Source organism: Longimicrobiaceae bacterium, from assembly GCA_035936415.1.
Lineage (GTDB): Bacteria > Gemmatimonadota > Gemmatimonadetes > Longimicrobiales > Longimicrobiaceae > JAFAYN01.
On record DASYWD010000144.1, the window covers coordinates 13358 to 40269 of the forward strand.

23 protein-coding genes are annotated in these 26912 nt (G+C 71.7%); 10 read left to right on the forward strand and 13 right to left on the reverse strand.

All coding sequences use genetic code 11. The features are described from left to right. Positions 1–89: 89 nt before the first annotated feature. Entirely contained in the window at positions 90–869 is a 780-nt protein-coding gene (locus tag VGR37_05440) for a methyltransferase domain-containing protein (GenBank protein ID HEV2146839.1), read from the reverse strand. Beyond that, the gene (locus VGR37_05445; protein ID HEV2146840.1) at positions 848–1531 is read right to left on the reverse strand and encodes an HAD-IA family hydrolase; all 684 of its coding nucleotides are present in this window, start codon (positions 1529–1531) and stop codon (positions 848–850) included. The genes VGR37_05440 and VGR37_05445 overlap by 22 nt, the downstream gene beginning before the upstream one ends. Before the next feature lie 223 nt (positions 1532–1754). On the opposite strand from VGR37_05445, the gene VGR37_05450 reads away from it, so the two are divergent. The 8 genes from VGR37_05450 (at position 1755) to VGR37_05485 (ending at position 9472) form a co-directional block, all read left to right on the forward strand. Next, entirely contained in the window at positions 1755–2279 is a 525-nt protein-coding gene (locus tag VGR37_05450) for a (2Fe-2S)-binding protein (GenBank protein HEV2146841.1), read from the forward strand. Further along, positions 2276–4642 carry a xanthine dehydrogenase family protein molybdopterin-binding subunit gene (locus tag VGR37_05455; GenBank protein ID HEV2146842.1) on the forward strand — a complete coding sequence of 789 codons (2367 nt, stop codon included), beginning with the start codon at positions 2276–2278 and terminating at the stop codon, positions 4640–4642. The genes VGR37_05450 and VGR37_05455 overlap by 4 nt, the downstream gene beginning before the upstream one ends. Continuing rightward, complete coding sequence (locus VGR37_05460; GenBank protein ID HEV2146843.1) at positions 4639–5184, forward strand: carbon monoxide dehydrogenase subunit G; 546 nt, start codon at positions 4639–4641, stop codon at positions 5182–5184. Before VGR37_05455 ends, VGR37_05460 begins: the two co-directional genes overlap by 4 nt. Further along, positions 5181–6083 (forward strand): xanthine dehydrogenase family protein subunit M, encoded by a 903-nt coding sequence (locus VGR37_05465; protein ID HEV2146844.1) that lies wholly within the window; start codon positions 5181–5183, stop codon positions 6081–6083. The genes VGR37_05460 and VGR37_05465 overlap by 4 nt, the downstream gene beginning before the upstream one ends. After that, complete coding sequence (locus VGR37_05470) at positions 6080–6883, forward strand: cyclase family protein (GenBank protein ID HEV2146845.1); 804 nt, start codon at positions 6080–6082, stop codon at positions 6881–6883. Before VGR37_05465 ends, VGR37_05470 begins: the two co-directional genes overlap by 4 nt. After that, positions 6880–7314 carry a PilZ domain-containing protein gene (locus VGR37_05475; GenBank protein ID HEV2146846.1) on the forward strand — a complete coding sequence of 145 codons (435 nt, stop codon included), beginning with the start codon at positions 6880–6882 and terminating at the stop codon, positions 7312–7314. Before VGR37_05470 ends, VGR37_05475 begins: the two co-directional genes overlap by 4 nt. Next, positions 7311–8750, forward strand: coding sequence for an amidase family protein (locus VGR37_05480; protein HEV2146847.1), 1440 nt, complete (start codon positions 7311–7313; stop codon positions 8748–8750). The genes VGR37_05475 and VGR37_05480 overlap by 4 nt, the downstream gene beginning before the upstream one ends. 182 nt (positions 8751–8932) lie before the next feature. Next, positions 8933–9472, forward strand: a complete 540-nt coding sequence (locus tag VGR37_05485; protein HEV2146848.1) for a hypothetical protein — start codon at positions 8933–8935, stop codon at positions 9470–9472. Positions 9473–9545: 73 nt separating this feature from the next. Here the strand turns inward: VGR37_05485 and VGR37_05490 are convergent, their stop codons facing one another. The 10 genes from VGR37_05490 to VGR37_05535 form a co-directional block, all read right to left on the reverse strand. Beyond that, complete coding sequence (locus VGR37_05490) at positions 9546–11042, reverse strand: acyl-CoA synthetase (protein HEV2146849.1); 1497 nt, start codon at positions 11040–11042, stop codon at positions 9546–9548. Between the two features lie 146 nt (positions 11043–11188). Further along, complete coding sequence (locus tag VGR37_05495; GenBank protein ID HEV2146850.1) at positions 11189–11392, reverse strand: type II toxin-antitoxin system HicB family antitoxin; 204 nt, start codon at positions 11390–11392, stop codon at positions 11189–11191. Positions 11393–11436: 44 nt separating this feature from the next. Further along, complete coding sequence (locus VGR37_05500) at positions 11437–11994, reverse strand: Uma2 family endonuclease (GenBank protein HEV2146851.1); 558 nt, start codon at positions 11992–11994, stop codon at positions 11437–11439. A 9-nt stretch (positions 11995–12003) separates the two neighbouring features. After that, entirely contained in the window at positions 12004–13785 is a 1782-nt protein-coding gene (locus tag VGR37_05505) for a methylmalonyl-CoA mutase family protein (GenBank protein ID HEV2146852.1), read from the reverse strand. After that, positions 13782–14867 carry a methylmalonyl Co-A mutase-associated GTPase MeaB gene (gene meaB, locus VGR37_05510; protein ID HEV2146853.1) on the reverse strand — a complete coding sequence of 362 codons (1086 nt, stop codon included), beginning with the start codon at positions 14865–14867 and terminating at the stop codon, positions 13782–13784. Before meaB ends, VGR37_05505 begins: the two co-directional genes overlap by 4 nt. Positions 14868–14923: 56 nt before the next feature. Next, entirely contained in the window at positions 14924–15385 is a 462-nt protein-coding gene (locus VGR37_05515) for an RES domain-containing protein (GenBank protein ID HEV2146854.1), read from the reverse strand. Further along, positions 15385–15819, reverse strand: coding sequence for an antitoxin Xre/MbcA/ParS toxin-binding domain-containing protein (locus tag VGR37_05520; protein ID HEV2146855.1), 435 nt, complete (start codon positions 15817–15819; stop codon positions 15385–15387). The genes VGR37_05515 and VGR37_05520 overlap by 1 nt, the downstream gene beginning before the upstream one ends. Before the next feature lie 70 nt (positions 15820–15889). Continuing rightward, positions 15890–17764, reverse strand: coding sequence for a DUF4153 domain-containing protein (locus VGR37_05525; GenBank protein ID HEV2146856.1), 1875 nt, complete (start codon positions 17762–17764; stop codon positions 15890–15892). Between the two features lie 81 nt (positions 17765–17845). Then, on the reverse strand, positions 17846–19702 hold the full coding sequence (locus VGR37_05530) for a hypothetical protein (protein ID HEV2146857.1): 1857 nt from the start codon (positions 19700–19702) through the stop codon (positions 17846–17848). A gap of 193 nt (positions 19703–19895) precedes the next feature. After that, positions 19896–21926, reverse strand: coding sequence for a hypothetical protein (locus VGR37_05535; GenBank protein ID HEV2146858.1), 2031 nt, complete (start codon positions 21924–21926; stop codon positions 19896–19898). Positions 21927–22383: 457 nt separating this feature from the next. Here VGR37_05535 and VGR37_05540 point away from each other — a divergent pair, with 457 nt between their 5' ends. Further along, positions 22384–22749 carry a hypothetical protein gene (locus VGR37_05540; GenBank protein HEV2146859.1) on the forward strand — a complete coding sequence of 122 codons (366 nt, stop codon included), beginning with the start codon at positions 22384–22386 and terminating at the stop codon, positions 22747–22749. Positions 22750–22852: 103 nt separating this feature from the next. Here VGR37_05540 and VGR37_05545 read toward each other — a convergent pair whose 3' ends face one another. After that, entirely contained in the window at positions 22853–24700 is a 1848-nt protein-coding gene (locus tag VGR37_05545; GenBank protein ID HEV2146860.1) for a DUF885 domain-containing protein, read from the reverse strand. Between the two features lie 370 nt (positions 24701–25070). Here VGR37_05545 and VGR37_05550 point away from each other — a divergent pair, with 370 nt between their 5' ends. Further along, on the forward strand, positions 25071–26864 hold the full coding sequence (locus tag VGR37_05550) for a methyl-accepting chemotaxis protein (GenBank protein ID HEV2146861.1): 1794 nt from the start codon (positions 25071–25073) through the stop codon (positions 26862–26864). The last annotated feature ends 48 nt before the right edge of the window (positions 26865–26912 follow it).

The window sequence follows — 26912 nt, forward strand, 5'->3', positions numbered from 1 at the left end:
TTTGAATCGATCCGGCACCTTCCCGCTCCCCGCGGGAAGCGGTACAACATACGTGGGCTCCTGGGGAGCGGCAAGCAACGGACCAGGGGTCAATCGGGCCGCCGGGCCACCACGATCAGCGTCTCCGAGGTGTGGAGGAACGGCGCAAGCTCCCAGTCGCCGTGCCACTCCAGCGGCTGCAGGCCCGCCGCGCGCAGCAGCGCGTCCCACTCGGTCGCGCTGCGGATTCGCAGCGCGTGGAACTTCTCCCCCGCGTCCTCGCCCTTGCGCCAGCGGAGCCACTCGCGGCTGACGCCCTCCACCGCGTCGAACTCGCGCTCCACCCACACCGTGGCGCCGTCCGCGGTCTCCCACCAGTCGCGGTCGGCGAAGTCGCCGACGACGTGGTCCCGGTGCATGGTCTCCAGGAGGAAGAGGCCGCCGGGTCGGAGCGCGTTCCGGGCGCCGCGGAGCACGCGCAGGTCCTCCTCGTCCGAGAGGAAGTAGCCGAGCGAGGAGTACAGCGAGAGCACCGCGTCGAACTCCCCTTCCCGCCCGACCTCCCGCATGTCGCCGCGGACCCACTCCACCTCCACGTCGGCCGCCGCGGCGCGCTTCCGCGCCCGCTTCAGGAGCGTCTCGGAGAAGTCCACCCCGGTGACCCGGAACCCGGCGCGCGCCAGCTCGATGGAGTGCCGCCCCCACCCGCAGGCGAGGTCGAGCACCCGGGCACCTTCCGGCAGGTCGAGCATCTCCAGGATCCCCTCCACCTCGCGCACGGTGCGCTCGGGGGTGAGGAAGTCCCGGTAGATGCGGACGAACTCGCGGTCGAAGTACCCGTCCCACCAGCGCGGGTCGCCACCCTCGCTCACGCCGTCCGGTCCAGCCACTGCGGCAGCTCGTGGATGGCCGCGATCCGGTCGCAGTCCAGGTCGGTCCACCGGCCGAGCGGGTCCACCAGCACGGCCGCCATCCCCGCACCGCGGGCGCCCACCACGTCGATCTCGTAGATGTCGCCCACGTACACCGCGTCCTCCGGCGCCACGCCCAGCCGCTCCAGCCCCATCCGGAAGATGCGCGGGTCCGGCTTCTCGATGCCCACCCGCGCGGAGTCGATCACGAAGTCGAAGTGCGGGCGGAGCCCCACGCTCTCCAGCAGCGCCTCCACCCGGCCGTCGGCGTTGGAGATGACGCCCAGGCGGTAGCCGCGGCGGCGGAGCTCCTCCAGCGTCTCGGCGGTGCGCTCCCGGACGTTGCTCCACAGGTTGCGCTCCGCGTGGCGGGCGTAGAGCCGCTTCGCCACCGGGGCGAAGTGCTCGTCGGCGAGGCCCACCTGCCGGAAGATCTCGCGGAAGAAGACCCGGCCGCGGCTCTCGTCGTTGCCCGCCTCCCCGCTGCGGACCATCTCGTCCAGCACCCGCTTGGCCCCGTACTCGGCGGCGGCGATCTCCTCCTCTGTGGCCTCCACCCCCTGGTCGCGCAGGAGCTCCACGAGGAAGGGGTGGTCCAGCCAGACCAGGGTGTTCCCGGCGTCGAAGATGATGGCTTTCACGGGTCTCTCGGGTCGCGGTCGAAGGCTCCGGTCGGCCCCAAACGTCGCCCGGCGCGGACCGACGGGCAAGCCCAGGAGAGCCGAGCCGGACGGTGGAGGACGACGGGCGGAATTCTCCCGACACGAGATTTCTTGCCCCGCCGCAGCGCGCGTACTACTCTAGTTTCCACACCCCTCGCCCGCGCAGCACCGCGCGGGCGTTTCGCTGCCCCTCCCACGGAGCGTGGCGTACGTGACCCTCCCCGTCGACATCTCCGTCCGCGTAAACGGCGTGCCGTACGAGCGCGCCGTGGAGCCCCGGCTCCTCCTCAGCGACTTCCTCCGCCACGAGATCGGCCTCACCGGGACCCACGTCGGGTGCGAGCACGGCGTGTGCGGCGCCTGCACGGTGACCCTGGACGGCGAGGCGGTGCGGTCGTGCCTCATGTTCGCCGTACAGGCGGACGGGGGCGAGCTGGGGACGGTGGAGGGGCTGGCTCCGGCCGGCCCCGAAGGTCCGCTCCACCCGCTCCAGGAGGCCTTCCGCGACGCGCACGGGCTGCAGTGCGGCTTCTGCACGCCGGGATTCCTGATGACGCTGGTCCCCTTCCTGCGCGACAACCCCGGCCCCACCGAGCAGGAGGTGCGGGAGGCGATCTCCGGCAACCTGTGCCGGTGCACGGGCTACCAGAACATCGTGGAGGCCGTCCTGCTCGCCTCCGGGAGGATGGCGGCCACGCCGGAACCCGCGACCGGGAGCGCGCCATGACGCGAAGGTACGTCGGCGAGCGGGTCCTCCGGAACGAGGACCGTCGGCTCCTCACCGGGCACGCGATGTTCGTGGACGACGTGCGGCTCCCCGACCTGCTGCACGTGGCCTTCGTGCGGAGCGACCACGCCCACGCCCTCATCCGCGGCATCGACGCATCGGCCGCGCTCGCGCGCCCGGGGGTGGCGGCGGTCTTTACGGCGGAGGACCTGGGCGACTACTGGCAGCCGGGCCCGCTCCTCGTCCCCCCGCCGCCGGTGGAGGGGCTGGTCTTCCACGAGGCCACCCAGGTGCCCCTCGCCCGGGACAAGGTCCGCCACGTGGGGGAGCCCGTCGCCATGGTGGTGGCGGAAAGCCGGTACCTGGCCGAGGACGCCGCCGCCGACGTGTTCGTCGACTACGAGCCGCTGGACGCGGTGGTGGACCTGGAGGCCGCGCTCGCGCCGGACGCGCCGCTCGTCCACGAGCGCTTCGGGACCAACATGGCGGCGTTCGTGGCGCAGCGGCACGGCGACTACGAGCGGGCGCGCGAAGGGGCGGACGTGGTGATCTCCCGCCGCTTCCACTACGACCGCGGCGCGGGCGCCGCCCTGGAGAACCGCGCCGTCGCGGCGCGCTGGGACCCGCAGGCGCAGGACCTCACCGTCTGGGACACCACGCAGGCGCCGATCCCCATCCGCAACGGCCTCGCCCGCATGCTGGGGCTGCTGGAGTCGCAGGTGCGGGTGGTCGCGCCCTTCGTGGGGGGCGGCTTCGGGCCCAAGATCATGATGTTCTACCCGGAGGAGGTGCTCGTCCCGTGGGCGGCGATGCGGCTCGGGCGGCCGGTGAAGTGGACGGAGGACCGCCACGAGAACTTCTTCGCCACCAGCCAGGAGCGAGGGCAGGTCCACGAGGCGGAGATCGCGCTGACGCGCGACGGGAAGATCCTCGGGATCCGCGACCACTTCCTCCACGACGCCGGGGCGTACGACCCGTACGGCCTCACCATCCCCATCAACAGCCAGTGCACCCTCCTGGGGCCGTACGACGTCCCCAGCTACTACAGCGAGTTCCGGGCGGTCTTCACCAACAAGACCATCGTGACCCCGGTGCGGGGCGCGGGGCGGCAGCACGGCGTGTTCGTCATGGAGCGGCTCCTGGACATCGCGGCCCGCGAGCTGGGGATCGACCCGGTGGAGATCCGCCGTCGCAACTACCTGGGCGCGGACCTCTTCCCGCACAACTTCGACATCCTCTACCAGGACTTCGCGCCGCTCTACTACGACAGCGGCAACTACCTCCCGGCGCTGGAGACCGCCGCCCGGATGATCGGCTACGACGAGTTCAGGGAGGAGCAGCGCCGGCTCCGGGCGGAGGGCCGCCACGTGGGGGTGGGGATCGTCTCGTACATCGAGGGGACGGGGATCGGGCCGTACGAGGGCGCCCGCGTCACCGTGGACCCGAGCGGGCGGGTGCGCGTCGCGACCGGGCTGGGGACGCAGGGCCAGGGGCACTACACCGCGTTCGCGCAGATCGTCGCCGAGGCGCTGGACGTGGAGGTGGAGCGGGTGCACGTCGTCACCGGCGACACCCGCGAGTTCGGCTGGGGGACCGGCACCTTTGCCAGCCGGGGGGCGGTGGTGGCGGGGAGCGCCTGCCACGCCGCCGCGGTGGCGGTGCGCGGCAAGGTGGTCGCCATGGCCGCCCGCCTCTTCGGCGCCGACGAGGAGCAGATCGAGGTGGCGGGTGGAGCGGTGGGCGTCCGCGGCGTCCCGGAGCGCACCCTGACGCTGGGCGAGCTGGCGCGCCATGCCAACCCTCTGCGGGGGGCGGTGAAGCCGGGGACCGAGCCGGGGCTGGAGGCCACGGCCTACTTCGGGCCCGACCACGGGAGCACCGCCAGCGGTGTGCACGCCGTGGTGGTGGAGGTGGACCCCGAGACCGCGATGGTGAAGGTCCTCCGCTACGTGGTGGTGCACGACTGCGGGCGCCTGATCAACCCGGTGCTGGTGGACGGGCAGGTGCAGGGGGGCGTGGCCCACGGCATCGGCAACGCCTTCTACGAGAAGCTGGTCTACGACGAGAGCGGACAGCTCCTCAACGCCTCCTTCATGGACTACCTCCTCCCCACGGCGATGGACGTCCCCCGGGTGGAGGTGGCGCACATGGAGACGCCCGCCCCCATGAACCCGCTCGGGCTCAAGGGCGTGGGCGAGGCCGGGGCGATCCCCGCGGGCGCCGCCTTCGCCCAGGCGGTGGAGGACGCCCTCCCGGAGTACCGCCTGGAGATCCGCGAGATCCCCCTCAGCCCCAACCAGCTCTTTACGCTGCTGGAGGCGGCCCGCGCCACGTCCCCCCACCTCCAGGAGGCCGCCGGATGATCGTAGAGGGAGAATACGTCTTCGACGGGCCGCGCGAGATCGTGTACCAGCTCCTGCAGGACCCGGACGTGCTGTCGAAGGCCATGCCCGGCGCGGCGAAGCTGGTCCTGGTCGGAGACGGCGCCTACGAGGGCTCCATCCGCGTGGGCGTGGGCCCGGTCACGGCCGCGGAGTGGAAGCTCTCGGTCGCGCTGCAGGACCGGGTCCCCCCGGAGAGCTACGTGATGCAGGTGGACAGCAGCGGCCCCGTCGGCTTCACCCGCGGCGCGGCGTCGGTGGCGCTGCTGGAGGTGGAGGACGGGTCCACCGTCATGCGCTACCGCGCCGACCTGCAGGTGGGCGGCAAGGTGGCCGGGATCGGCCAGCGCCTGATCGACCAGGTGGCGAAGATGATGACGAAGCTGGGACTGGACGCCCTCAGCAAGGAGCTGCGGGCGCGCCTGGCGGGCGCCCCGGCCCTGGAGCCCGGGGTCGCGGAGCCGCCGGGCGAGGCGCCTTCGGCGGCGGAGCCGGCCCCGCGTCCGGGCGGAGATCCCGCATGAAGCCCGCTCCGTTCGAGTACCACCGCCCCGGGACCGTCGAGGAGGCGCTGGAGCTCCTCGTGCGGCACGGATACGACGCGAAGCTCCTGGCGGGCGGCCAGAGCCTGATCCCCGCGATGAACTTCCGCCTCGCGCAGCCCGCGGTGCTCGTCGACCTGGGCGGCGTGGGCGAGCTCGACTACGTCCGCGAGGCCGACGGTCTCGTCCGGATCGGGGCGATGGCGCGCCAGCGGGCCGCGGAGCGGAGCGAGATGGTGGCCCGCGGCGCTCCGCTCCTCGCCGAGACGCTCCCCTGGGTCGCGCACCCGCAGATCCGCAACCGGGGCACCCTCGGGGGGAGCATCGCCCACGCCGACCCGGCGGCGGAGGTCCCGGCGGTGATGCTGGCGCTGGACGCCCGCTTCCGTCTGCACGGCCCCGGCGGCGGCCGCACGGTCCGCGCGGAGGAGTTCTTCACCGGCCTGTTCGGGACTGCGCTGGAGCCGGAGGAGATCCTCACCCAGGTGGAGATCCCCGCCCCCGCCCCGCGGACCGGCTGGGCCTTCGACGAGATCGCCCGGCGGCACGGCGACTTCGCCCTCGCGGGGGTGGCCGCGACCGTCACGCTGGACGACGGCGGGCGCTGCGCCGACGCCCGGATCGCGCTGCTGAGCGTGGGCGGCGGGCCGGTGCTGGCGCTGGAGGCGGCCGCGGTGCTGACCGGAGGGGAGCCCACGGAGGAGGCCGTCCGCGCCGCCGCCGACGCCGTGGGGCACGAGATCGATCCGCCCTCGGACATCCACGCCTCCGCCGACTACCGCCGCCGCCTTGCCGAGGTCCTCGTCCGGCGCGTGCTTCCCCGCGCCTTCGAGCGCGCCCGCTCCCCGTCTCCCGACCACAAGACCCCGGAGGTCCGATGAAGATGTACGACCTGTCCCAGCCGCTGAACGAGCAGGCGCCGTTCTGGCCGTACTACCCGCCGTTCGAGGTGAAGTACATCAAGCGCAAGGCCGAGCACGGCGTGAACGCGCAGTACATCATGACCTCCAACCACATGGGGACGCACCTGGACGCGCCGCGCCACTTCGTCACGAACGGGATGACCATCGACCAGATCCCGCTGGAGTGGCTGTGCGGCCCCGGGGTGGTGGTGGACCTCACCGACGAGATGGACGAGCTGGCGGTCTACACCCCCAAGATGATCGAGGACCGGGTGGAGGTGCGGAAGGGTGACATCCTCATCCTGCACACCGGGTGGCACCGCTACGCGCAGTGGGGCGACGCGGCGGACGAGGAGAAGTACATCCACATGCACCCCGGCGCGCACCCGGACATGGTGCCGTGGCTGCGCGAGAAGGAGATCCACATCTGGGGCGTGGACGTGGTCTCCACCGACCACCCCATGGACCTCCCCATCGGCCGTTTCCTGGGGAAGGGGATGCACGGCCACTGCGACCGGGTGCGGGCGAAGGCCGAGGCCAAGTTCGGGGGGCCGGAAGCGGTGGCGAAGCTCTTCCCGGACGAGGACTACCAGCTCACGCACAACAAGCTGTTCATCCACAACTGCATGCACATCGAGAACCTGGGCGGCGAGATCAGCGCGCCGGAGATCCAGAACCGGCGCCTGGTGATCGGCTGCTTCCCCTGGAAGTTCCAGGGCGGCGAGGCGGCCTTCGCGCGAGTGGTGGCGTTCGACGGGCAGTGGCCGGCGAACCCGTGAGCGCTCGCGCCAACCCGCAGCGCGAGTTCATCCGGCACACCGCGGACGTCCCCATCGAGGTGCGGACGGTCCGGCAGAATGCCCGCGCGGAGCGGCGCGGCGTGAACGTGAGCTTCGGCGGCCTGGCCTTCGTGTCCGACGACCCCGCCGTCCTCGGGACGACGGTCGAGATCCGCATCCCCGAGGTGGAGCCGCCGTTCGAGGCACGCGCGCGGGTGGTGCACTGCGAGCCCGAGGCGGACCACTACTGCGTGGGCGTGCAGTTCCTGGACGCGAGCGACGCGTTCCGGGCGCGCATGGTGGAGCAGGTGTGCTCCATCGAGCGGTACCGGCGGGAGGTCCGCGAAACGGAGGGAAGGGAGCTGAGCCGCGCGGAGGCGGCGTCGGAATGGATCCGCGAGCACGCGGGCCGGTTCCCCGACCCGGCATGACGGCGCCGCACGACGAGTCGGTCGCCCTTCTCCCCGCCCACGAGCTGGCCCGGCGGGTCCGCGCCCGGGAGCTGTCGCCCGTGGAGGTGCTGGACGCGTGCCTGGAGCGTGTGGAGCGCCTGAACCCGACGCTCAACGCCGTCGTCACGCTCGACCCGCGGGCGCACGACGAGGCGCGCGCGCTGGAGCGGCGGCTCGCGCGGGGCGAGGACGTCGGGATCCTGGCGGGGCTCCCCGTGGGGATCAAGGACGTGACCCAGGTGGGGGGGCTGCGCTGCACGTTCGGCTCGCCGCTTTTCGCCGACCACGTCCCGCCGGAGGACGCGCTGGTGGTCCGGCGGCTCCGCGAGGCGGGCGCCGTCGTGCTGGGGAAGACCAACTGCCCGGAGTTCGCGGCGGGGGGGAACACCTTCAACGAGGTCTTCGGCCGCACCCGCAACCCGTGGGACCCGGAGCGGAGCGCGGGCGGCTCCACCGGGGGCGGCGCGTGCGGGCTGGCGTCCGGGATGATCGCGCTGGCCGAGGGGACGGACCTGGGGGGGTCGCTCCGCATCCCCGCCTCCTTCTGCGGGGTCGTGGGGATCCGCCCCTCCGTCGGCCTGGTCCCCACCGTCCCCAGCGACTACCTCTGGGACACGATGCAGGTCACCGGGCCCATGGGGCGCACCGCCGAGGACGTGGCGCTCGCCCTGCAGGCCATCGCCGGTCCGAGCGACCTGTCGCCGCTCGCGCAGCCGGTGGCGGGGCGCGACTTCGTCGCGGCCGTGCGGGAGGCGGACCCGCAGGGGCTGCGCGTCGCCTACTGCCCGGACATCGCGGGGATCGGGATCGACGCGGACGTGGAGCGGGTCTGCCGGGAGGCGGTGCTGGCGCTGGAGTCGGCGGGCGCAACCGTGGAGGTGGTCGACCTGGACCTGGCCTATGCGCGCAGGGCGTTCCTGGCGCTCCGGGGGCTGTGGTTCGTCTCCATGCTCCACCCGCACCTGGACAAGCTGGACCGCTTCGGGACCAACGTCGCCAACAACCTACGCGCCGGGCTGAGCACCACCGTGGAGGAGCTGGGCGCCGCCGAGCAGGCGCGTCGGCGGATCCGGGAAGAGTTCCACGCGCTCTTCCGCCGCTTCGACCACCTGCTCACGCCCACGATGGCGGTCCCGCCCTTCCCCGTGGTCGAGAACTTCCCGCGCACCGTCGGCGGCCGGGAGATGGAGACGTACGTGGACTGGATCGCCCCGACGTTCGTGCTGAGCATGACGGGCCTCCCGGTGGCGTCGGTTCCGGCAGGGCTGGACGCGGACGGCCTCCCGGTGGGGCTGCAGGTGGTGGGAAGACCGCGGGGCGAGGAGGGGGCGCTCGCGCTGGCGGGGGTGGTGCAGAGGCTGAGGCCCACAGGGCTCCCGTCCCTCGGGCTCCCGGACGGGAGGACTGCGGCGTAGCTCCCATTGGAGAGCCGCGCGGGGAATTCCCCACCGGACGGCGGGGAAACGCACAGGTGAAACCTCGGCAAAGATCGGCAGCTTCCCGACCAATGTTCCGGGAATTCCCTGCTGTTTCGCGTCGGCCTGACGGCTACACTTGCAGTGGGTGTTGTTTCCTTTCCACTGCAGGAGGTAACCCGATGCTTGCACACGAACGGCGGGTTCGCCACATCCTCGCCTGGCCCTTCTCCAGCCGTCTCGCCTCGCCGCTCTGGCTGGCGCTGCGCCTCTACCTGGGCTCCATCTGGCTCCAGTTCGGGATGGCGAAGGTTCAGGGAGGGTGGTTGACCGAAAATCAGATGCATGGCATGCTGGACGCCATTGCCGGTGGTTTCACGCAGACCCCCCTCCCCGCCTACCGGCACGTCGCGCAGGCCCTGCTGGACGTCGGGGCCGACCGCTGGCTCAGCGTGGGGATCCCCCTGGCGGAGGTCGCGGTGGCGCTCGCCTTCTTCAGCGGGCTCCTGGTGGTGCCCGCGGCGGTGGGGGCGATCCTGCTGAACCTGAACCTCATCCTCTCGGGGATCGCCACCTGGCAGTTCGACGGCCGCATCATCGCGCTCCAGCTCCTCCTCCTCGCGGCCTGGCGCGTGGCCGACTACGTGGGGGTCGCAAGAGTCGTATCCGGCCTCCGACTGCTTTTCCGCAGGCATCGCCCAGCAGCACCCCGCCCGGCCTGAGCCGGCAGCTACAAAAGGAAAAGGCCCCGCAGGGAACTCGCCCGCGGGGCCTTTGCCGGGTGCGGAGCGCCGGTCAGGGCGCGAAGAGCTTCGCCACGTCCGGCTTGGTCACCTTCCCCATCGCGTTCCGCGGTAGCGCGGCTACGATCCGCAGGTCCCGCGGGAGCTTGTACGGGGCGAGCCGCTCCCGAGCCCACCCCTGCAGCCCCTCCAGCGTGAGGGCCGCGCCATCCCGCACCTCCACCGCCACGCAGATCCGGTCCCCCCAGTCGGGGTCCTCCACTCCCACGACGGCGCACTCCACCACGTCCGGGTGCGTCCGCAGGACCTCCTCGATCTCCAGCGCGGACACCTTGTACCCGCCCGTCTTGAGGATGTCCACGCTCCGACGCCCCAGGATGCGGTAGTAGCCGTCCTCGACGGCCGCCACGTCCCCCGTCCGGAACCAGCCGTCGCGGAAGGACTCCGCCGTGCCCTCCGGGCGGCGCCAGTACTCCAGGAAGACGCTAGGCCCCCGCACCTCGATCTCCCCCGGCGTGCCGGGCTCGACCGGTGCACCGTCCTCGTCGACCAGCCTCGCCTCCACCCCGGGGAGCGGCTTCCCCACGAACCCCGGGCGGCGCTCCCCGTGCAGCGGGTTGGAGAGCGCCATCCCGACCTCCGTCATCCCGTAGCGCTCCAGCAGGGTGTGGCCGCTGATCTCGCGCCAGCGCTCCAGCGTCTGCACCGGGAGCGCCGCCGAGCCCGAGACCATCAGCCGCATCCGGGCGCACCCCTCCGACATCCTGCGCTGCCGGTCCGGATCGGCCGCCTCCCACGCCGCCACCAGCTTCCGATAGATCGTCGGCACGGCCATGAAGAGCGTCAGCTCCCCCGCCTCGATCCGCTCCCAGACCGCGTCCGCGTCGAACCCCGGGAGGATCTCGCAGGTGGCCCCCGCCCAGAGCGCGCAGGTGAGGACGTTCACGATCCCGTGCACGTGGTGGAGGGGGAGGACGAGAAGGATCTGGTCGTCGGCGGTCCAGCCCCACGCGTCGATGAGCGAGACCACCTGCGCCCGGATGTTGTCGTGCGTGGTGACCACGCCCTTGGGCTTCCCGGTGGTCCCGCTGGTGTAGACCATCATCGCCCTCCGCCCCTCCTCGAGTGCCGGCAGCGGCCCCGGCTCGGCGGCGAGCGCGTCCGTGGTCAGGAGGAACCGCCGCCCGTCCTCCGCCGCCAGCGGGCGCACCGTCCCGGCGAACTCGGGGTGCGCCACCACGACCGAGGCGTCGGCGTCGCGGATCACGTACTGCATCTCGGCGGGCGGATGGGAGACCGCGAGCGGGACGGCGATCCCCCCGGCGCGCCAGATCCCCCACTGGACGGCGACGTAGTGCCAGCCCGGCGGGGCGATGAAGGCGACGCGCGCCTCGGCGAGGTCGGCGTTCCCCCCGAGCAACGCGGACGCCACACGGGCAGAGGCGTCCAGGAGGTCGGCGTACGTGAAAGTGCCCTCCGGCGCGACGACCGCAGTGCGACCGCCGTGCTCCCTGGCGCGGGCGACGAGCGGGAGATCGGGAGGAGTCATGAGGGAGTCGGCGAGGGGCAGAAACGAACCGGCACCGAGTCAGAGATCCTCTTCCTCGATGCCGGCGATCTTCATCAGGTGGCGCTGAAGCCCGAGCTTCAGTGGACGGTTGCCGTGGACAGGCAGGGAGATTCCTGAGAGCGGCTTCACACCGCGATCTCTACGATTCGCGATCCACTCTCCGTGCTGGGCTCCTCGATCTCCACGGATAGGCACGCCTCCACAGCTTCGTAGAGGTTTGAGAGAAGCTCCTCAAACGTCTCACCCTGCGTGGCGCAGCCCGGGATTCCCGGAACCTCAGCCCAGTATCCGCCCTCGTCGGCCTCGTGGACAACGACACGCAGCTTCATAAAGTCTCTCGAATTCAGACGGCCCGCTCACGACGGCTGAAGAGCTACGCGAAGATCTCGCGGACAGGCAGCCTCCAGCCGGAGACCACGTCCCGCCCGTCCAGCTCGTCGTCCTCCGTGAGCACGACGATGTCGCTGCGGGAGCGGTAGACGGTCGCCGTGCGCTTCCGGGGATTCACGACCACGACCATCCGGCATCCGGCCGCAAGCCAGTCGAACACCTTCTCCTCGACCTCGCCGAACGAGTCTCCCGGGGACACGACCTCGACCGCGAGGTCGGGTGCGCCGGGCCAGAACCCCTCCGGGTCATCCGTCGCGTCGACCCTCTCCTTCCGAACGAACGCAGCATCAGGGGCGCGTACCGTATCCGGGGCGGATTCGAGACGGAAGCCCGTTTCGGCCGCGAACGCCACGCCGAGGTCGTTCGCCTCGACGTGCACGTGCAGGTGCGACCCGATCCGCATCGCCACGCTCCCGTGCCGGTACCCGGCCGGCGTCATCTCCCGCAGCTCCCCGCGCACGAGCTCGCGCCGGAGCCCGTCGTCGGGCATCCGGAGCAGCTCATCGGCCGTAACGGCCACGGACGCCGCGGTCTGCGCCATGATGCCACCCTAGAAGAACACCGGCTCCTGGTACGCGCCGAAGACCTCCTCCATCGCGTAGCGGATCTCGTACAGTGTGGCGTAGGCCCGCACGGCGTCCAGCATCGCGGGGACCACGTTCTCGCCGCTGCGGGCCGCGTCCTGCAGCGCCTTCAGGGTGCGGTCCACCTCGCCCTGGTCGCGGCGGGCGCGCATGGCGGCCATCCGCTCGCGCTGCCGCAGCTCCGCCTCCTCCGTGATCTTGAGCAGCGGGATCTCGATCTCCTCGCCCTCCACGGTGAACTCGTTCACGCCCACGATGACGCGATCGGCGTTCTCGATCTCGATCTGCTGGCGCATGGCCGAGCGGGCGATCTCCCGCTGGAAGTAGCCGACCTCGATCCCCGGCACCACGCCGCCCAGCTTGTCCACCTGCGCGAAGATCTCCTCCGCCTCGGCCTCCAGCCGGTCGGTCAGGGCCTCCACGTAGTAGGAGCCGGCGAGCGGGTCGATGGTGCTGGCCGCGCCGGTCTCGTACGCCAGGATCTGCTGCGTGCGGAGCGCGATCTGCACCGCCTTCTCGCTGGGGAGCGCCAGCGTCTCGTCCATGGAGTTGGTGTGCAGCGACTGCGTCCCGCCGAGCACCGCCGCCATAGCCTGGTAGGCCACCCGGACGATGTTGTTCTCCGGCTGCTGCGCGGTCAGCGTCACCCCCGCGGTCTGCGCGTGCGTGCGCAGGCGCCACGACTCCGGGTTCTTCGCCCCGTACTTGTCGCGCAGCTGACGGGCCCAGATCCGGCGCCCGGCGCGGAACTTGGCGATCTCCTCGAAGAAGTCGTTGTGGACGTCCCAGAAGAAGGAGAGCCGCGGCGCGAAGTCGTCCACGTCCAGCCCGCGCTCGATCCCCCGCTCCACGTACTCGAAGCCGTTGCGGAGCGTGTACGCCAGCTCCTGCCCGGCGGTGGAGCCGGCCTCGCGGATGTGGTAGCCGGAGATGGAGATCGGGTTGTACTTGGGAGCGTTCTTTGACGCCCACTCGAACATGTCGATCACCAGGCGGAGCGCCGGCTCCGGCGGGTACACCCAGGCGTGCTGCGCCTGGTACTCCTTGAGGATGTCGTTCTGGACGGTGCCGCGGAGATTGTGGAACGGCACCCCCTGCTTCTCGGCCGCGACCATGTAGAAGCAGAAGAGGATGATCGCCGGCCCGTTGATGGTCATGGAGACGGAGACCTGGTCCAGCGGGATCCCCGCGAACAGCGTCTCCATGTCGTCCAGCGACGAGATCGCCACCCCGCACTTCCCCACCTCGCCCAGCGAGCGCGGGTGGTCGGAGTCGTACCCCATCAGCGTGGGGAAGTCGAAGGCCACCGAGAGCCCCGTCTGCCCCCGCTTGAGGAGGAAGTGGTAGCGCGCGTTGGTCTCCTCCGCGGTCCCGAAGCCGGCGAACTGGCGCATGGTCCAGAGCCGGGTCCGGTACATGGTGCCGTACGGCCCGCGGGTGAAGGGGAACTCGCCCGGGACTCCGAGCTTCTCGTTGTAGAACTCCGCCTCCTCCGCGCCGGTGTCCGGGCGGTCGAGCGGAGTGTACAGCGCCTTCACCGGGGCGCCGGAGATGCTGGTGTGCACCGGGTCGTCGGCGGGGTCGGCGCCGCGCTCCGGCCCGCCGCGGTTCAGGGCGCGCTTGGGGGTGCGCTCGTACGCCGCGTCCCACGCGCGGAGGCTCTCCTTGAGCGCCGCGATCTCCCGCTCCTTCTCCGCGATGCGCTCCAGGAGCGCGTCCGGCGAGACGCCGTAGTCGATCGAGCTCATGTCTCGGTCCTTCGCTGGGTTTCGAGGCCCATCGCTCGCACGATCCGCGCCGCGACGGTGTAGGGCGACTCCGCGCCGGACTCCAGGGCGGGGAGCGATTCATCGAGGATCTCGTCACCGCGTCCGTCGACCCAGGCGCGCTTCTTCATGTCCCGGTCCACGACCGCCCGGACGCGCTCGGCGAGACGCCGCTGCCGGCGCCGCGACAGCTCCCCGCTCTCCCGTAGATACACGGCATGCCGGTCGAGGGTTCGGACCAGCTCGTCGACGCCCTCGCCGGACTGGCCCACCGTCTTGAGGACGGGGATCGCCCATCCGCCTCCCTCCTGCGCCGCCTGGCGGGAGCGCTCCCGGGCCGCCTTCCCCACCGTCTTCAGCGAGACGCCGTGGTGCCCGGCCGCGGCGGGGGCCGCCTCGCCCAGGCGCATGTGGAGCATCACCTCGATCTCCTGCGCCAGGCGGTCGGCCCCGGGGCGGTCGGCCTTGTTGATCACGAAGACGTCGGCGATCTCCATCAGCCCGGCCTTCATCGCCTGGATGGAGTCGCCCGACTCGGGGACGAGCACCACCACCGTGGTGTCGGCCGTCTCCGCGATCTCCAGCTCGGACTGCCCCACCCCCACCGTCTCCAGGAGGACCCGGTCGCACCCGTAGGCGTCCATCAGGTCGGCCACCTCGTTCGTGGTGGTCGCCAGCCCGCCCAGCGAGCCCCGCGCGGCCATGGAGCGGATGAAGACGCCCGGGTCGGTGGCCAGGTTGTTCATCCGGATCCGATCGCCCAGGAGCGCCCCGCCGGTGAAGGGCGAGGACGGGTCCACGGCGACGATCCCCACGCGCTCCTCCAGCCTGCGGAACTCCCCCGTGAGCTTGGAGGTGAGGGTGGACTTCCCCGCCCCGGGCGGCCCGGTGATCCCGATCCGCTGCGCGCGCCCCAGGTCGCCGTGCAGCTCGTGGAGGATGCGCTCGAAGCCGGTCTGTCCGTTCTCGACGATGGAGATGGCGCGGGCGAGGGCGAGCCGCTGCCCGGCGCGGAACCGCTGCAGCAGCTCCTGCTCGCGGTCGGTCTGGAGGTCGGTGCTCATGGGGGGAAACTGCCGCCCGCCCCGGAGGATTGTCAAGCTGGCGCGGGTGGCCGCCGTCACACGCGGAAGAGGCGAGCGTCCCAGGAGATCGGCGCGGGCGCGTGGACGCGGATGCGGGGGTAGTCCGGGTGGGCCGGGTTCAGGAGGAGGTTGCGGCCCAGGGGGCGCGCCGCGGCGGCGGGGACGGAGAGCACCGCAGTGCGCCCCTCGGCGAGCCAGGCGTCGCCGTACGCGCGGGCGGAGGAGGATTCCTCCAGCTCCCACCCGGGGAGCCGCGCCTCGTCCACCACCTCTACGGGGAGATCGTCCGGGATCTCCGCGCGGGCGCAGTGGTGCGCGCCCGGGACCTTCTGGAGCCGGCCGGCGTGCACCAGGATCTCCAGCAGGCAGCCGGCCAGGCAGGTGGAGCCGTACACGACGGGGCGGCCGGGGGAGTTCCACCGGCCGCCCTCCAGGTACGCCCCCGTGCCGTCGAACACCGGGTACCGGGCCTTGGCCACGCGGTAGACGGTGGGCATCAGACGGGGAGGCCGTACTCCAGCTTCATGAGGAGCCGCTCCACGCGACGCGCGCCCAGCTCGGTCTCGGCCATCTCCAGCGGCGACCGGCCGTCCAGCATGGGGTGCGGCGCGGCCAGGAACTCGCGCGCATCGTCGGCGCCCTCCCACACGTGCTCCGCGAGCGCCATCAGGCGGGCCAGGCGCTCCACGCGCTCGCTCTCCGCCAGGCGCAGACGGGTGCGCCGGGCGCGCGTCGCGCGCGGGACAATGCGGTCGCGGAGCACCGCGGCGGCCCGCCTGCTCCCCGCGACGTACTGGACGGTGCGGTCCAGCGCACCGACGGGCAGCCCCTCCGCTACGACCCGCTGCAGGTCGGCCGTGCTGCGGACGTGCTCGTACAGGACCTCGTCCCCGCCCATGACCTCGGCCACCTTTTCCGGATCCACCGACATCGCCCGCCTCCATGCAGAAGGTCTCACCTGGACGGAAACTGCGTCCAGATGAGACGAAAGTCAAGACGGGCTACTCTGTGACGATCACCAGGCCCGAGACGCTCTCCAGCAGGAAGGGCCCCGTGGCGGCGCGGGTGCGCGGGTCCGGCGACCGCCGCGCCGCGGCGAGCTGGGTGAGCACGAGCTGCCCGCGCGCGCGCCCGGCCTGGTCCATGAGCGGGTACACCGCCTCCGCGGGCGAAAGCACGTCGGAGCCGAAGCGAGCCGCCGACCCGCAGTCGCCACGCCCGCGGGCGGCGACACGCTCGACCACGCCGCCGAGCTCCACGCGCGCGGTCCAGCGCTCCGGAGCAAGCGAGTGCACCTGCACGTCGGTCTCGCCGAGCTGCAGCTGGACACCGCCCATCCCCGGCTCGGGCGCGTCGCGACGGCCGCTGCGCTCCAGCCGGTACAGCGTGCCGCCGACGAGCCCCGGGACCGCTGCTCCTCCGGGGAGGTGGAGGTGGATCCCCTGCGGCTCCTGGCCGGGAGCGCAGCCGGGCCGGATGGGGAGCGCCGCCGCGAGCCGCCAGCCGTCCTGGTAGCGGGAGAGGCCGCTCGGGAACACGTCGCGCAGCGACTCGGGTCCGTGCGACTCGAACAGGTACGTCACGGCGCCCGTGATCTGTCCGTGCAGCGGCTGCGGGATCGTCCTCCCCGTGTCGCCGTGCGGCTGGTCGATGGAATCGGGCGGAGGGAGCGGCCGCGCGTACCGTCCGTTCTCCAGCAGTCCCGCCTGCCGCAGCCCCTCGCGCAGCCGCGTCTCCTGGCTCCGCCGGGACACCGCGGACGCGCCCCACGGCCCCACCGCGGAAAGGAGCAGCGTCGCGCCGAGGACCACCGGGACGAGCAGGAGGAGCGGCTCCCGCCGGCGGACCAGCCGCACGACGCCCAGGATCGCGAGCGCCGCGAGCGCCAGGAGCAGGGCGAAGCGCAGGTAGCGGAACTCGGTCCACCCGTACTCGTCCATGCGGACCCAGACGGCACGGACGGCGAGGGGGAGCAGCACCAGGAGGAGCGCCGGGAAGACGCGGACCAGCCGCGCCACGCCCGTGTGCTCCGGGTCGCGGCGGAGGGGCTCCAGGAAGAGCGAGCCCAGGAAGCCGAAGAAGCCGGCCAGGAGGATGATTGGCGAGAGGAGGTTCTTCGGCATCCCCCCGGTCGCCACCACCTTGACGGCGTAGGCCAGGAGGATCGCCAGGTAGACGACGAGCACCGGGGCGTACAGGTACCGCCCCAGCAGCCGCACGGCGCGGGGGGCGCGGCCCTCGCCCGGGGGCCCGGCGACCAGCTCCGGGATCCCGCCCGCCACCACCCATGGCACCAGCGCGAAGAAGACGGCGCCGAACAGGTCCTGGTACAGGTGCTCCGGGGTCTTCAGCTCGAACAGCGAGGACACCGCGGCGACGGCGCCGGCGAGCGCGGCGAACAGCGCCAGCCCGTACGCCACCACCCCGACGATGCGCGCCAGCAGGAGGGTGTTGAAGCGCCAGAACTCCGCGCGCCTCCGCTCCGGGTCTGAGACCCCGACGGCGGGGACGAGCGACAGGGCCAGGAAGGCAGCTCCGAGAAGGGAGGCGAAGCGCCACGCCTCCCGGTCCAGCTCCGGATCGAAGACCAGCGCGCCGTATGCCGCCGCCCCGACGACGACCAGCGCCGTGCCGCCCCAGCGCATCGCGTCGTCCACGACGCCCCTCGCGCGCAGGACGCTCACCCCGAACACCAGCGGCAGGGCGAGCGCGGCGGGGACGGCGATCCGCGCCCACCCGTCCATCTCCTCGCGGCGCAGGAACACGGAAAAGGAGAGGGCCGCGACCAGCCCGAGGACGATCTCGACCGGCGCGAGGCGGAAGGCGCCCGCGGCGTCGCGGGCGTAGTTGCGGAGCGCTTCGGGGATGCGGGGCACGGGGTCTCGGCGAGCGTCGGGACAAGCGAACGGCGGGACCGCGCAATGTACGCGGCCCCGCCGTCGGCCGTCCAGCGGAGCTCAGTGGTGGTGTTCCCCGTGTCCGCCCTGCCCCGCGAGCTCGCGGAAGCGGGGGTCCGCCCGCAGCGGGTGCCACCACCAGTTGTGCTCGAACCCGTGCGTCGGGTTGACAGCCGCATACCGTCTCAGCGCCCGGATCGCACCGTCCTCGTCGCCCGCGATGACCCGCATGTGCGCCGCGAGGATCAGCAGCTCGAAGTTCGGATCCACAGTGTGGTCCAGTCGCTGCTCGGTACGCTGCAGCACCGCCCGGGCACTGTCGGGCATCCCCGCCCGCGCGATGGCGCCCGCGGCGAGGATCCGCCCCTTCAGCGCCTCGTGTACGCGCCGCGGCTCGGGGGCGACGGACGCCAGCCGGTCCGCCAGCGACCACGCGCGGCCCACATCCGGAGCGACCTCGGGGGTGGTCATCATCAGGAGTTGACACTCGGTGAAGCGGTGGTCGCCCGGGAAGCGACGCACCCCCTCCGAGCACCAGCGCCGCGCCTCCGTGAACTGCTGCAGATCGTAGAGGCCGGTTACGAGGCGCCAGAGCACCTCGTTGGCCGCGTCCAGGTACGCATCCTCCTCGTACGCCCTGCGGGCGGCGAGCACGACCCCGGTCACGTCGTCGAACTGGTAGTAGAGGTGGCTGAGGGCGCTGTGCGACCCCGCAAGCGAAGGATCGGCCCGTACCGCCGCTTCCAGGTCCTCGCGGGCGCCCTGCAGCAGCCGCTCCCGCTCCTTCGGATCCGGCGTGACGTCCTGGAGGTAGTGCCAGTACCGCAGCAGCCCTCTCAGCTCCAGTGCGCGGGCGTTCCTCGGCTCGCGCCCCAGCACGCGCTCGGCATGCTCCGTTCCCACGGAGATCCACCGGAGGCGGTCCGTCGGACCCTGGGCCAGGCGGGCGCGGCGGTGGGCGACGTGGCCGCGAAGCAGCACGGGCTCCGCCCACCGGGAGTCGAGCGTCTCGGCCTGCCCCAGGAGCTCGTCGGCGCGCCGGAACTGCCGGTCCATCCCGGCGCGGTCGCCGTCGCGGAGCAGGGCCTCGCCGTCCTTACGCGCCTTCTCCGCGCGCTGGACGAGGGCCCAGGCCCCCGGGTTCTCGGCTCCGGACCTCCGGTTCCGCAGCCGGACCTCCTCGCCCAGCCACTCGCGGAGGAAGCGCGAAGTCTCCTCCGCCAGGTCGGTGCGCAGGGCGGTCACCTCGGCCGCGGGGCGCTCGAAGCTGGCCCGGCGGAACTCGGCGCCGCTCGCGTCCAGAAGCCGGACGTTCACCCGGAGGCGGTCGCCGACCTGTTCCACGGACCCGCTCACCAGGGTACCGACCCCGAGGGCGCGCGCCACGCTGTCCGCGGAAACGTCCGTGCCCCGGAACTGGGCCGAGCCGTTCCGGGTGACCACGTCCAGCGCCGACACCCGCTCGAGCTCCGCGATCAGGTCCTCCGTGAGACCGTCGGCGAGGTGTTCCTGTCCGCGGTCCCGGCTCTGGTCGCTGAAGTACATCACCCCCAGCCGGCGCAGGTCGAGCCCGCTCTCGGCCGCGGCCACCTTGCGAACGCCTCGCATGTGCTCCGACACCGGGATCGCGCTCAGCACCGCGGCGAGGACGGCCAGACAGGCGAGGAGCGCCACTTCGGACGGGGGCGCCTTCTGCTTCCCCCTCTCCCCGTGGTTCCAGCCCAGCAGGAGACACGCGGGGATCCCCACCAGGTACCAGATGAAGGCCACCCGGAACGTAAGCTCCGGGAAGTAGCCCCGGTCGATGAGCTGGTCCATCACCCCGAGGACCACCCACCCACCCGCGAGGTACGACACGAAGATCCGGAACAGCCTCCGCTCGCGGATCTCAGCCAGGATCTGGAAGGTGCGGCCCATGATCAAACCTCTTCAACGGCAGTGGTGCAGAAACGATCGCACTCGCTTTCGATTGCGATGGGCGGGGTCGAGTGCCGGGCGACGATCCCGGCTGGCCCGCCCGGGCGTGCCGGGGTCGACAAGCTCCCCGCCACGCCCGGCTCCGACCTCGAACAGCCGATCAGGCTACCGGCCCCGTGCCCGTTCAGGGCATCTACTGGATCACGACCGACCCTGAGAGATCCAGGTCGTCGATCAGGGCGATGTACCCGTTCATCCCGACGCTCACCCGGCTGATCCCCGCCTGGTCCGTCACGGTGATGCGTTCCTCGCGCCACACGTTCCCGGTCGGGCCGTACGTACCCAGGGTGACCCTCGAAACCTGCGCACCAGGCGACTGGACCAGGACCGGGACGGTCGTGACCGAATTGTTGACCCGCAGCAGGAAGGTCGCGGTCGTGGGCGGGGAGGGGAAGTCCATGTGGACGGTCCCGGAATAGTACCCGCTGTACCCCCCGTTCTGGTCCGGAATGCCCGCGGCTGTGACCGTGTGGTTGAGGGCCCCCTGCGGGTTGTTCGTCGAGGCACCCAGTTGTGCGTAGTTCGCGGCCACGTCCAGGATCGGCGTGAACGAGAAGACCACGTTCCGACGGCTGAACTCGTTCGTAACAGGGCAGTTCGAACAGGTCTGAGCGCCGCTCGGGTAGGTCTCGAAGTCGATCACGGACGAGAGGGCCGTAGCGGTGAAGGTCAGCTCCGGCACCTTGATCCCCGGCAGCTTCACGACCACCGTCTGCGGACCCGCCGCCGGCCCGAGGGTCCACGGCACCTCCACGAACCCGTCCGCGTTCGTGAAGTTGTCGAGCGAGTCTACCGCGGCGACGAAAGTGGCGGTGGGGGTCGCAAGGGTACCGCCGCCGGAAGCGACGATGAAGGTCACCTTCTGCCCCGCCACGGGCATCCGCACCAGGGAGTGGCTGGCATCGTCGCGGCCCTGGAGGACCCTCACACGGATCGGGCTGGCGAGGAGGGCGCCGGGGGCTGCGGTCTGCCCGTCGCCGGAGACAGCGCTGAAGGTGGCCGGCTGGGCGTAGCCGATGTCGCTGTAGGAGGTGGTCATGCCGCCGTACCTGATGTCGCTGGCGTACGCGGTAGCGGGTCCGAAGACGCGATACAGGGGGCGGAAGACCGCCGCCGCTGCCTGTTGGAAAAGGGTGGCAGGTGACGACGTGAAGTTATCACAGTTGATTTCCCCGGCAGTCACGGGGTCGAGTGCCACGACCCTGCCCCGCTCAGCCTGCGGACCGATCGCCGAGAGCTTGTGGAGCTGGAAGGCGTCGCGCGCCTGGACATTGGGATCCAGACACTCCTCCACCCGCTGAGGGACATCGAACCCCCGCTCCAGGGCCGGGAGCGTCTCGTAGCGGGCACACCCCTGTGCCTGGGCGCCGGAGTAGCCGGGGAAGCACGGCAGCGTGGCGCGCTGCTGGATGATCACCGTGACGCCGCTCCCGTAGAGCGCAGGATTCTCGGCTACGTACGAGTCCATGAAGCCGTCGGTGAACACCCCGGCGAAGTAGCCGTCGGGCGTCTTCACCACCTGCTTTCCGGAGCCGTCCATGCTGTTGGGCGAAACGTGCTTGATGACGCAACTGCTGGAGGCGATGCAGTCCCGGACGAAGTTCTCCCCTTCGTGCTCGATCAGGCTCGCGAGGATGGTCTCGATCCGGAACTTGATCGGGAGGGTTCGTCCATTCTTGAGCGCGATCTGCTCGCCGGTGTCCGCATTCTTCAGCTCGCTTCCGCTGCTCACCACCTTCACATCCGCGAAGCCGAGCCGGATCGAGCCAAGCCACACCCGGATGCGGTACGCCTTCGTCGGATCGAGATTGGACAGATCGGTGTGCCAGTCCACCGAGTAGGTCTGGTTGACCGGATCGACCACGATCACCTGCCCACCCAGTCCCGCGGTCCGTGTGAACTCCGTGGCCGGGCTGGTCGGCAAGCACTCGGATCCGGAGACCACACAGACCTCAACCCGCGGAGCGAGCGTCGCTGCGAAAGTGCCGGTGTACGCGGTCGCGCGGACGAGCGGCGGAAGGAAGTAGAACCCCGGCAATCCACCGGCGTGCGCGGCATCGGAGATGGCGCCGAGCGGCTCGCCCCGCGGCCCAAGGAGCGACTCGTCGCGGCAGCCGAAGAGAAGCGGCAGGAGCAGCAGCAGGAGAAGTGAAGGTCGCCTCATGGGTACCCCGGGGTGAGGGACGTGCGGCTCGGTGCGGAGCCGGCGGAGGGCGCGGAATCGGTGCCGCAGCCGGAGTGGCCGGCGGCAGGAGTCGTTCCATCCCGCAGCAGACGGTTGTCTGCGGCGTCGCATCCCCGAAAAGCGAGGAGATCCGCCCTTTTTCCGGAATGCTCCGCCCCTGCCGCCCCCGCCGACGGCGACGGGACTGCCCCAGACGTGTCCCAGTCTGTTGACATTGTGCCACGATACCGGCAGGACAATCTGACCCGCAACCCGCGCCAAGTCTGCAACGTGCGCCTACTTACGGACACGCATCAGAACCCCCTGGATCGGCATGTTTCATGAATTCATGGAACGCCGCCGGGCCCGTGTTCCACCCCCCGACGCACCGGATCCCTTCCTCTTCCGCCGGGATCCGACTGCCTCGCGAAGCCACCCCTGCTGGAGGAGCCACACCATGTACTTCACCACGATCGTAAAGCTCACCGTGGACGACGAGTCGTCGCAGCCCATCCGCGGGGTGAAGGTCGCACTGTTCGACCGTGACCGGCTGTCGCGGGACGACCACCTGGGATCCGCGACCACCGACGAGAACGGGGAGGCGCGCTTCCAGTACTCGGCCGCCCAGTTCGACGACCTGGACGAGCGGATCGGGGGAGCGTTCCCGGAGTTGTACGCCGTCGTCTCGGACGCGGCCGACAAGCAGGTGATCTCCACCCGCGCCGAGGCGCTGAACAACTCCGCACCCAAGCACATCGCGGTCCGCATCGCCCGTGACGTCGCGCTCCGGCACAGCCTGCTGCCGCGCGAGATGCCCGCCTGACCGCGGGCCGGGCCGCGAACGGATTGCCCCCGACGCGAGACCGCCCGCGCCTCCATCGAAGCGCGGGCGGTCTCGTTTCCGGGCGGGTGCCAGGCGGCCGATGCTACTCCCTGGCCTTCTCCCGCGCGATCCAGGCGCGCACGTTCGCCTCCAGCACGTCGAGCGGGATGGCACCGCTGCCGAGCACCACGTCGTGGAAGGCGCGCAGGTCGAAGTCGCCGCCCAGCTCCCGCTCCGCCAGGCTGCGGAGCTCGCGGATCTTGAGCTGCCCCATCTTGTAGCCCAGCGCCTGCCCGGGCCAGGCGATGTAGCGGTCCACCTCGTTGGTGATGTTGAGCAGCGTCAGCCCGGTGTTGGCGGCCATGTAGTCGATGGCCTGCTGCCGCCTCCACCCCTTGTCGTGGATCCCGGTGTCCACCACCAGCCGTGTGGCGCGCCAGGCGTCGTACGTCAGGTGCCCGAAGTAGCTGTACGGGTCCTGGTAGAAGCCCACCTCCTTCCCCAGGCTCTCCGAGTACAGCGCCCACCCCTCCACGAAGGCGGTGAAGCCGGCGGTCCGCCGGAAGTTCGGCACGTCGGGGAGCTCCTGCGCCAGCGCGATCTGCAGGTGGTGTCCCGGTACCGCCTCGTGGAAGGAGAGCGACTCCACCTCGTACAGCGGCCGGCTCTTCAGGTCGTGCACGTTCACGAAGTACGCCCCCGCGCGGGTCCCGTCCGGGCTCCCGGGCATGTAGTACGCCGTGGTGGTGCGCGGGGCGATGTAGTCCGGGATCTGCTTGATGCCGTACGGCAGCCGCGGGAGCCGCCCGAAGAGCCTGGGCAGCTCGCCGTCCATCCGCTTCAGCACCAGCGAAGTGTACCGGAGCAGCTCCTCCGGGCTCTCCGCGTAGAAGCGTGGGTCGGTGCGGAGGAACTGGACGAACTCCGGGAAGGTGCCGCGGAAGCCGGTGGAGCGCATCACCGAGTCCATCTCCGCGCGGATGCGCGCCACCTCCGCCAGCCCTACCTGGTGGATCTGGTCGGGCGTGAGGTCCAGCGTGGTGAAATTGCGCGCGCGGGCGGCGTAGAAGGCACGCCCGTTCGGCAGCTCGGAGGCGCCGATGGTGGTCCGCGCGGCGGGGACGTACTCGCGCCGCATGAACTCCAGGAAGTCGCGGTACCCCGGCACGACGGAGGTCGCGATGGCGTCTCGCCCGGCCCGCTCCAGCCGCGCCCGCGCGCTGTCCGGCACGCCGGCCGGGAAGCGGGTGAAGGGCCGGTAGAGGAGGCTCTTCGAGGGGTCGTCCACGATGTGCGGCGTGAGCGACTCGTCGATCCCCTGCACCGAGATCCGCGGGAGCACCATCCCCTGCCGGATCCCCTCGCGCATCAGCTCCACGTGCTGCCCGGCGTAGGCGCGGAACGCGCGCAGCCGGGCGACGTAGTTCTCGTAGTCCTCCACCGTTGCGAGGGGGACGCGCTCCGGCAGGTCCGGAAAGGAGGTATGGAACCCCTCGCGGTTGGTGATGGGGATCAGGTAGCCGCGGAACTCCGCCGCGGCGAGCCCGTTCTCGCGGATGCGCCGGAAGACGTCGTAGTTCACGGCGTCCTCGGGCGGGAGCGAGTCGCGGGGGATGGCGAGCAGCCGCGCCAGCGCGGCGCGGTCCGCCTCCAGCGAGCGCTGCTGGTCCGCGAGCCCCACCGAGGGGAGGCGGTCGTTGTAGCGCCGGTCCCCGAAGCCGGTGGCGGTGAGCGGGCTCTCGCGCAGCGTCCGCTCCCACTCGTCCTCGAAGAGCCGCTGCAGCCGCTCGGAAGCGCTGCCCTGGGCGGCGCCCGGCGCCGCCCGGGGCGTCGGAAAGGTGGGCGGGGTGCCGGGGACGTCGGAGCGGCCGGCGGACGCACAGCCGGTGAGCGCCGCAACCGCCAGGACGAGAAGACCCAGGAGCAGGGGGGTGGAGATCCGGGTGTGCATCGTCGAGAACCGGGAGCTGGTTGTGGACCCGTGCCGGAGAACCGAACGCGGCGGGAACAGACGGCGCGTGGCCGTCCTCCCGCCAAACTGCCTCCCGGCCGTGCCCAGCGCAACCCACTCCCGCCCTGGAAATCGCCCTCGAACTGCACCCTTGCCACTCGGGCAGGGCCGGCCTACCTTGATGATCCCCCGACTCCTGTCCTGCCCGCATGACCGCCGCCCGGCGGCTCTCCTCGCGATCTCTCCCTGCGAACCGTTCCTCCTCGTGTCGATGAGCGCGTCTCCTCCGCACCACTCCGGCCGCGCGAACGATGGTGCGGCCCTCACTCGCCGGCGTCGTTCCATACGGGACTGGCCCTTCGCCTGGAAGTTGCGCGGGAGCGTCGGCTTCCTCCTCGTGATCGCCGCGCTGGGCGTAGCCGGCATGCTCTCCCCGGCCCGCCGCAACCGTGCCCTGACGCACGAGCTCGCCAACCGAGAGCTGGCCGGGCTGGGTCTGGTGCTCAACATCGACCGCGACGGCTACCAGGCCGTGCTCGGGCTCAACGAGGCCGCGCACGCGCAGGATGCCGCCGAGCGGAAGCGCTGGCTGGAGTTCTACGCCGAGAATATGGGCCAGACGGAAGCGCGACTCACGAAATACCTGGCGCTCGAGGGGCTCCCGGAGGAGCACCGCGCGCTCGCCGGGCAGGCGCTGGCGGCACGAGGGCGAATCGCTTCGCGCGGTGACGAGATCGCCGGGCGAATCGACCGTGGCGAGGCAGCCGACGACCCGGCGGCACACGCGCGCATGGCGGCCCTGGTCGCCGAGATGGACGGCTTCCGGGAGTTCCTGGGGAAGCTGGAGGATTCCCACACGGAGGCCGGCACCACGCTGACACAGGGAGCCGACCGGGCCGGCGCCGCCGCCCAGTGGACCGGCGGGCTGGCGCTCGGGGCGCTGCTGATGGCCGGGCTGGTGGTTTCGTGGATCCTCGCCCGGGCGGTGACGGATCCGGTGAGTCGAATGGCGGCCCGGGCGCGGCGGATCGCCGCCGGGGACCTGACCGGCGACGACGTGCGGGTGGACGGCGCCGACGAGATCGGTCAGATGGCGCACGCGTTCAACACCATGGCGCGCGACCTGCGCACTGTGATCTCCCAGATCCAGCGGGCCGGCACCGCCCTGGAGAGCCATGGCGGCGAGATCTTCATCCTGGCCTGGGAGACCCGCTCGGCGGTGCAGCACCTGAATGCCGCGGTGGGACAGATCACTGCAGGTGCCGAGGAGCAGGCCGGATCGGCGCAGCGCGCCTTCGCGCGGATGGAAGAGATCTCCGCCTCGGTCGGAAGCATCGCGGCCGGCGCCGAGCAGATGGCGGGCTCCATCCGCGGCTCCGTCGCGAACGCCCGGCGCGGCGGCGACACGGTAACCGAGATCGTCCGCGCGACCGCGGACGCGGGCCGCGTCGTGGGAGAGAACACCGAGCAGGTTCGGCAGCTCCGGCGCCATTCGGCGCAGATCGAGGAGTTCGTCGGGACCATCACCGGAATCGCTCGCCAGACGAACCTCCTTGCGCTCAACGCAGCGATCGAGGCCGCCCGCGCCGGCGAGCACGGACGGGGCTTCGCGGTGGTGGCCGACGAGGTCCGCAAACTTGCCGAGGGGGCGACGCAGGCCGCCGCCCGCACGGTGGACGTCGTGGGGGAGATGAAGCGTGCGATCGACGACGCGGTCGGGGCGATAGAGCGGAGCGCCGCCGAGGTGGAGGGGACAACGGGTCGCGCCCACCAGGTCGGCGAGGCGCTGGAGGGGATCTTCCTCGCGCTCGAAGCGGGTGAGCGCCTGATCCACGTGCTCACCGCGGATACGAGGCAGATCTCCGGCCGCGTGCGGGAGACTACCGAGGTGCTGGCGGACGTGGCCGCAGTGGCCGAGGAGAACGCTGCATCCGCCGAGGAGATGACGGCCCTGGCCGAGCAGCTCGAGGGAACGATGGGGACGGTCGCCGGCCTCGCCGGGGCCTCCGACGACGGGGAGGCCCCCCGGGAGGCGGACCCGGCCGAGTCGTTGACCGCGCTGGCGGCCCGCCTGCGGCAGCTCGTGGCACACTTCCGGGTGGAGGAGACGGACGCCTCCTCTTCCGGGGGGTCGGGCGCGACGAGGGCGGGAGTGGGCGCCTGAGGCAGGGTCCGCCATACAGGGAGCGGGGTCCGTCGGAACGCGACGGAC

Excerpts from the sequence above, each read along its gene's own strand:
- VGR37_05455 (HEV2146842.1), top strand. The coding sequence starts at position 2,276 with ATGACGCGAAGGTACGTCGGCGAGCGGGTCCTCCGGAACGAGGACCGT.
- VGR37_05460 (HEV2146843.1), top strand. The coding sequence starts at position 4,639 with ATGATCGTAGAGGGAGAATACGTCTTCGACGGGCCGCGCGAGATCGTG.
- VGR37_05465 (HEV2146844.1), top strand. The coding sequence starts at position 5,181 with ATGAAGCCCGCTCCGTTCGAGTACCACCGCCCCGGGACCGTCGAGGAG.
- VGR37_05470 (HEV2146845.1), top strand. The coding sequence starts at position 6,080 with ATGAAGATGTACGACCTGTCCCAGCCGCTGAACGAGCAGGCGCCGTTC.
- VGR37_05480 (HEV2146847.1), top strand. The coding sequence starts at position 7,311 with ATGACGGCGCCGCACGACGAGTCGGTCGCCCTTCTCCCCGCCCACGAG.
- VGR37_05485 (HEV2146848.1), top strand. The coding sequence starts at position 8,933 with ATGCTTGCACACGAACGGCGGGTTCGCCACATCCTCGCCTGGCCCTTC.
- VGR37_05490 (HEV2146849.1), bottom strand. The coding sequence starts at position 11,042 with ATGACTCCTCCCGATCTCCCGCTCGTCGCCCGCGCCAGGGAGCACGGC.
- VGR37_05495 (HEV2146850.1), bottom strand. The coding sequence starts at position 11,392 with ATGAAGCTGCGTGTCGTTGTCCACGAGGCCGACGAGGGCGGATACTGG.
- VGR37_05500 (HEV2146851.1), bottom strand. The coding sequence starts at position 11,994 with ATGGCGCAGACCGCGGCGTCCGTGGCCGTTACGGCCGATGAGCTGCTC.
- VGR37_05505 (HEV2146852.1), bottom strand. The coding sequence starts at position 13,785 with ATGAGCTCGATCGACTACGGCGTCTCGCCGGACGCGCTCCTGGAGCGC.
- meaB (HEV2146853.1), bottom strand. The coding sequence starts at position 14,867 with ATGAGCACCGACCTCCAGACCGACCGCGAGCAGGAGCTGCTGCAGCGG.
- VGR37_05515 (HEV2146854.1), bottom strand. The coding sequence starts at position 15,385 with ATGCCCACCGTCTACCGCGTGGCCAAGGCCCGGTACCCGGTGTTCGAC.
- VGR37_05520 (HEV2146855.1), bottom strand. The coding sequence starts at position 15,819 with ATGTCGGTGGATCCGGAAAAGGTGGCCGAGGTCATGGGCGGGGACGAG.
- VGR37_05530 (HEV2146857.1), bottom strand. The coding sequence starts at position 19,702 with ATGGGCCGCACCTTCCAGATCCTGGCTGAGATCCGCGAGCGGAGGCTG.
- VGR37_05535 (HEV2146858.1), bottom strand. The coding sequence starts at position 21,926 with ATGAGGCGACCTTCACTTCTCCTGCTGCTGCTCCTGCCGCTTCTCTTC.
- VGR37_05540 (HEV2146859.1), top strand. The coding sequence starts at position 22,384 with ATGTACTTCACCACGATCGTAAAGCTCACCGTGGACGACGAGTCGTCG.
- VGR37_05545 (HEV2146860.1), bottom strand. The coding sequence starts at position 24,700 with ATGCACACCCGGATCTCCACCCCCCTGCTCCTGGGTCTTCTCGTCCTG.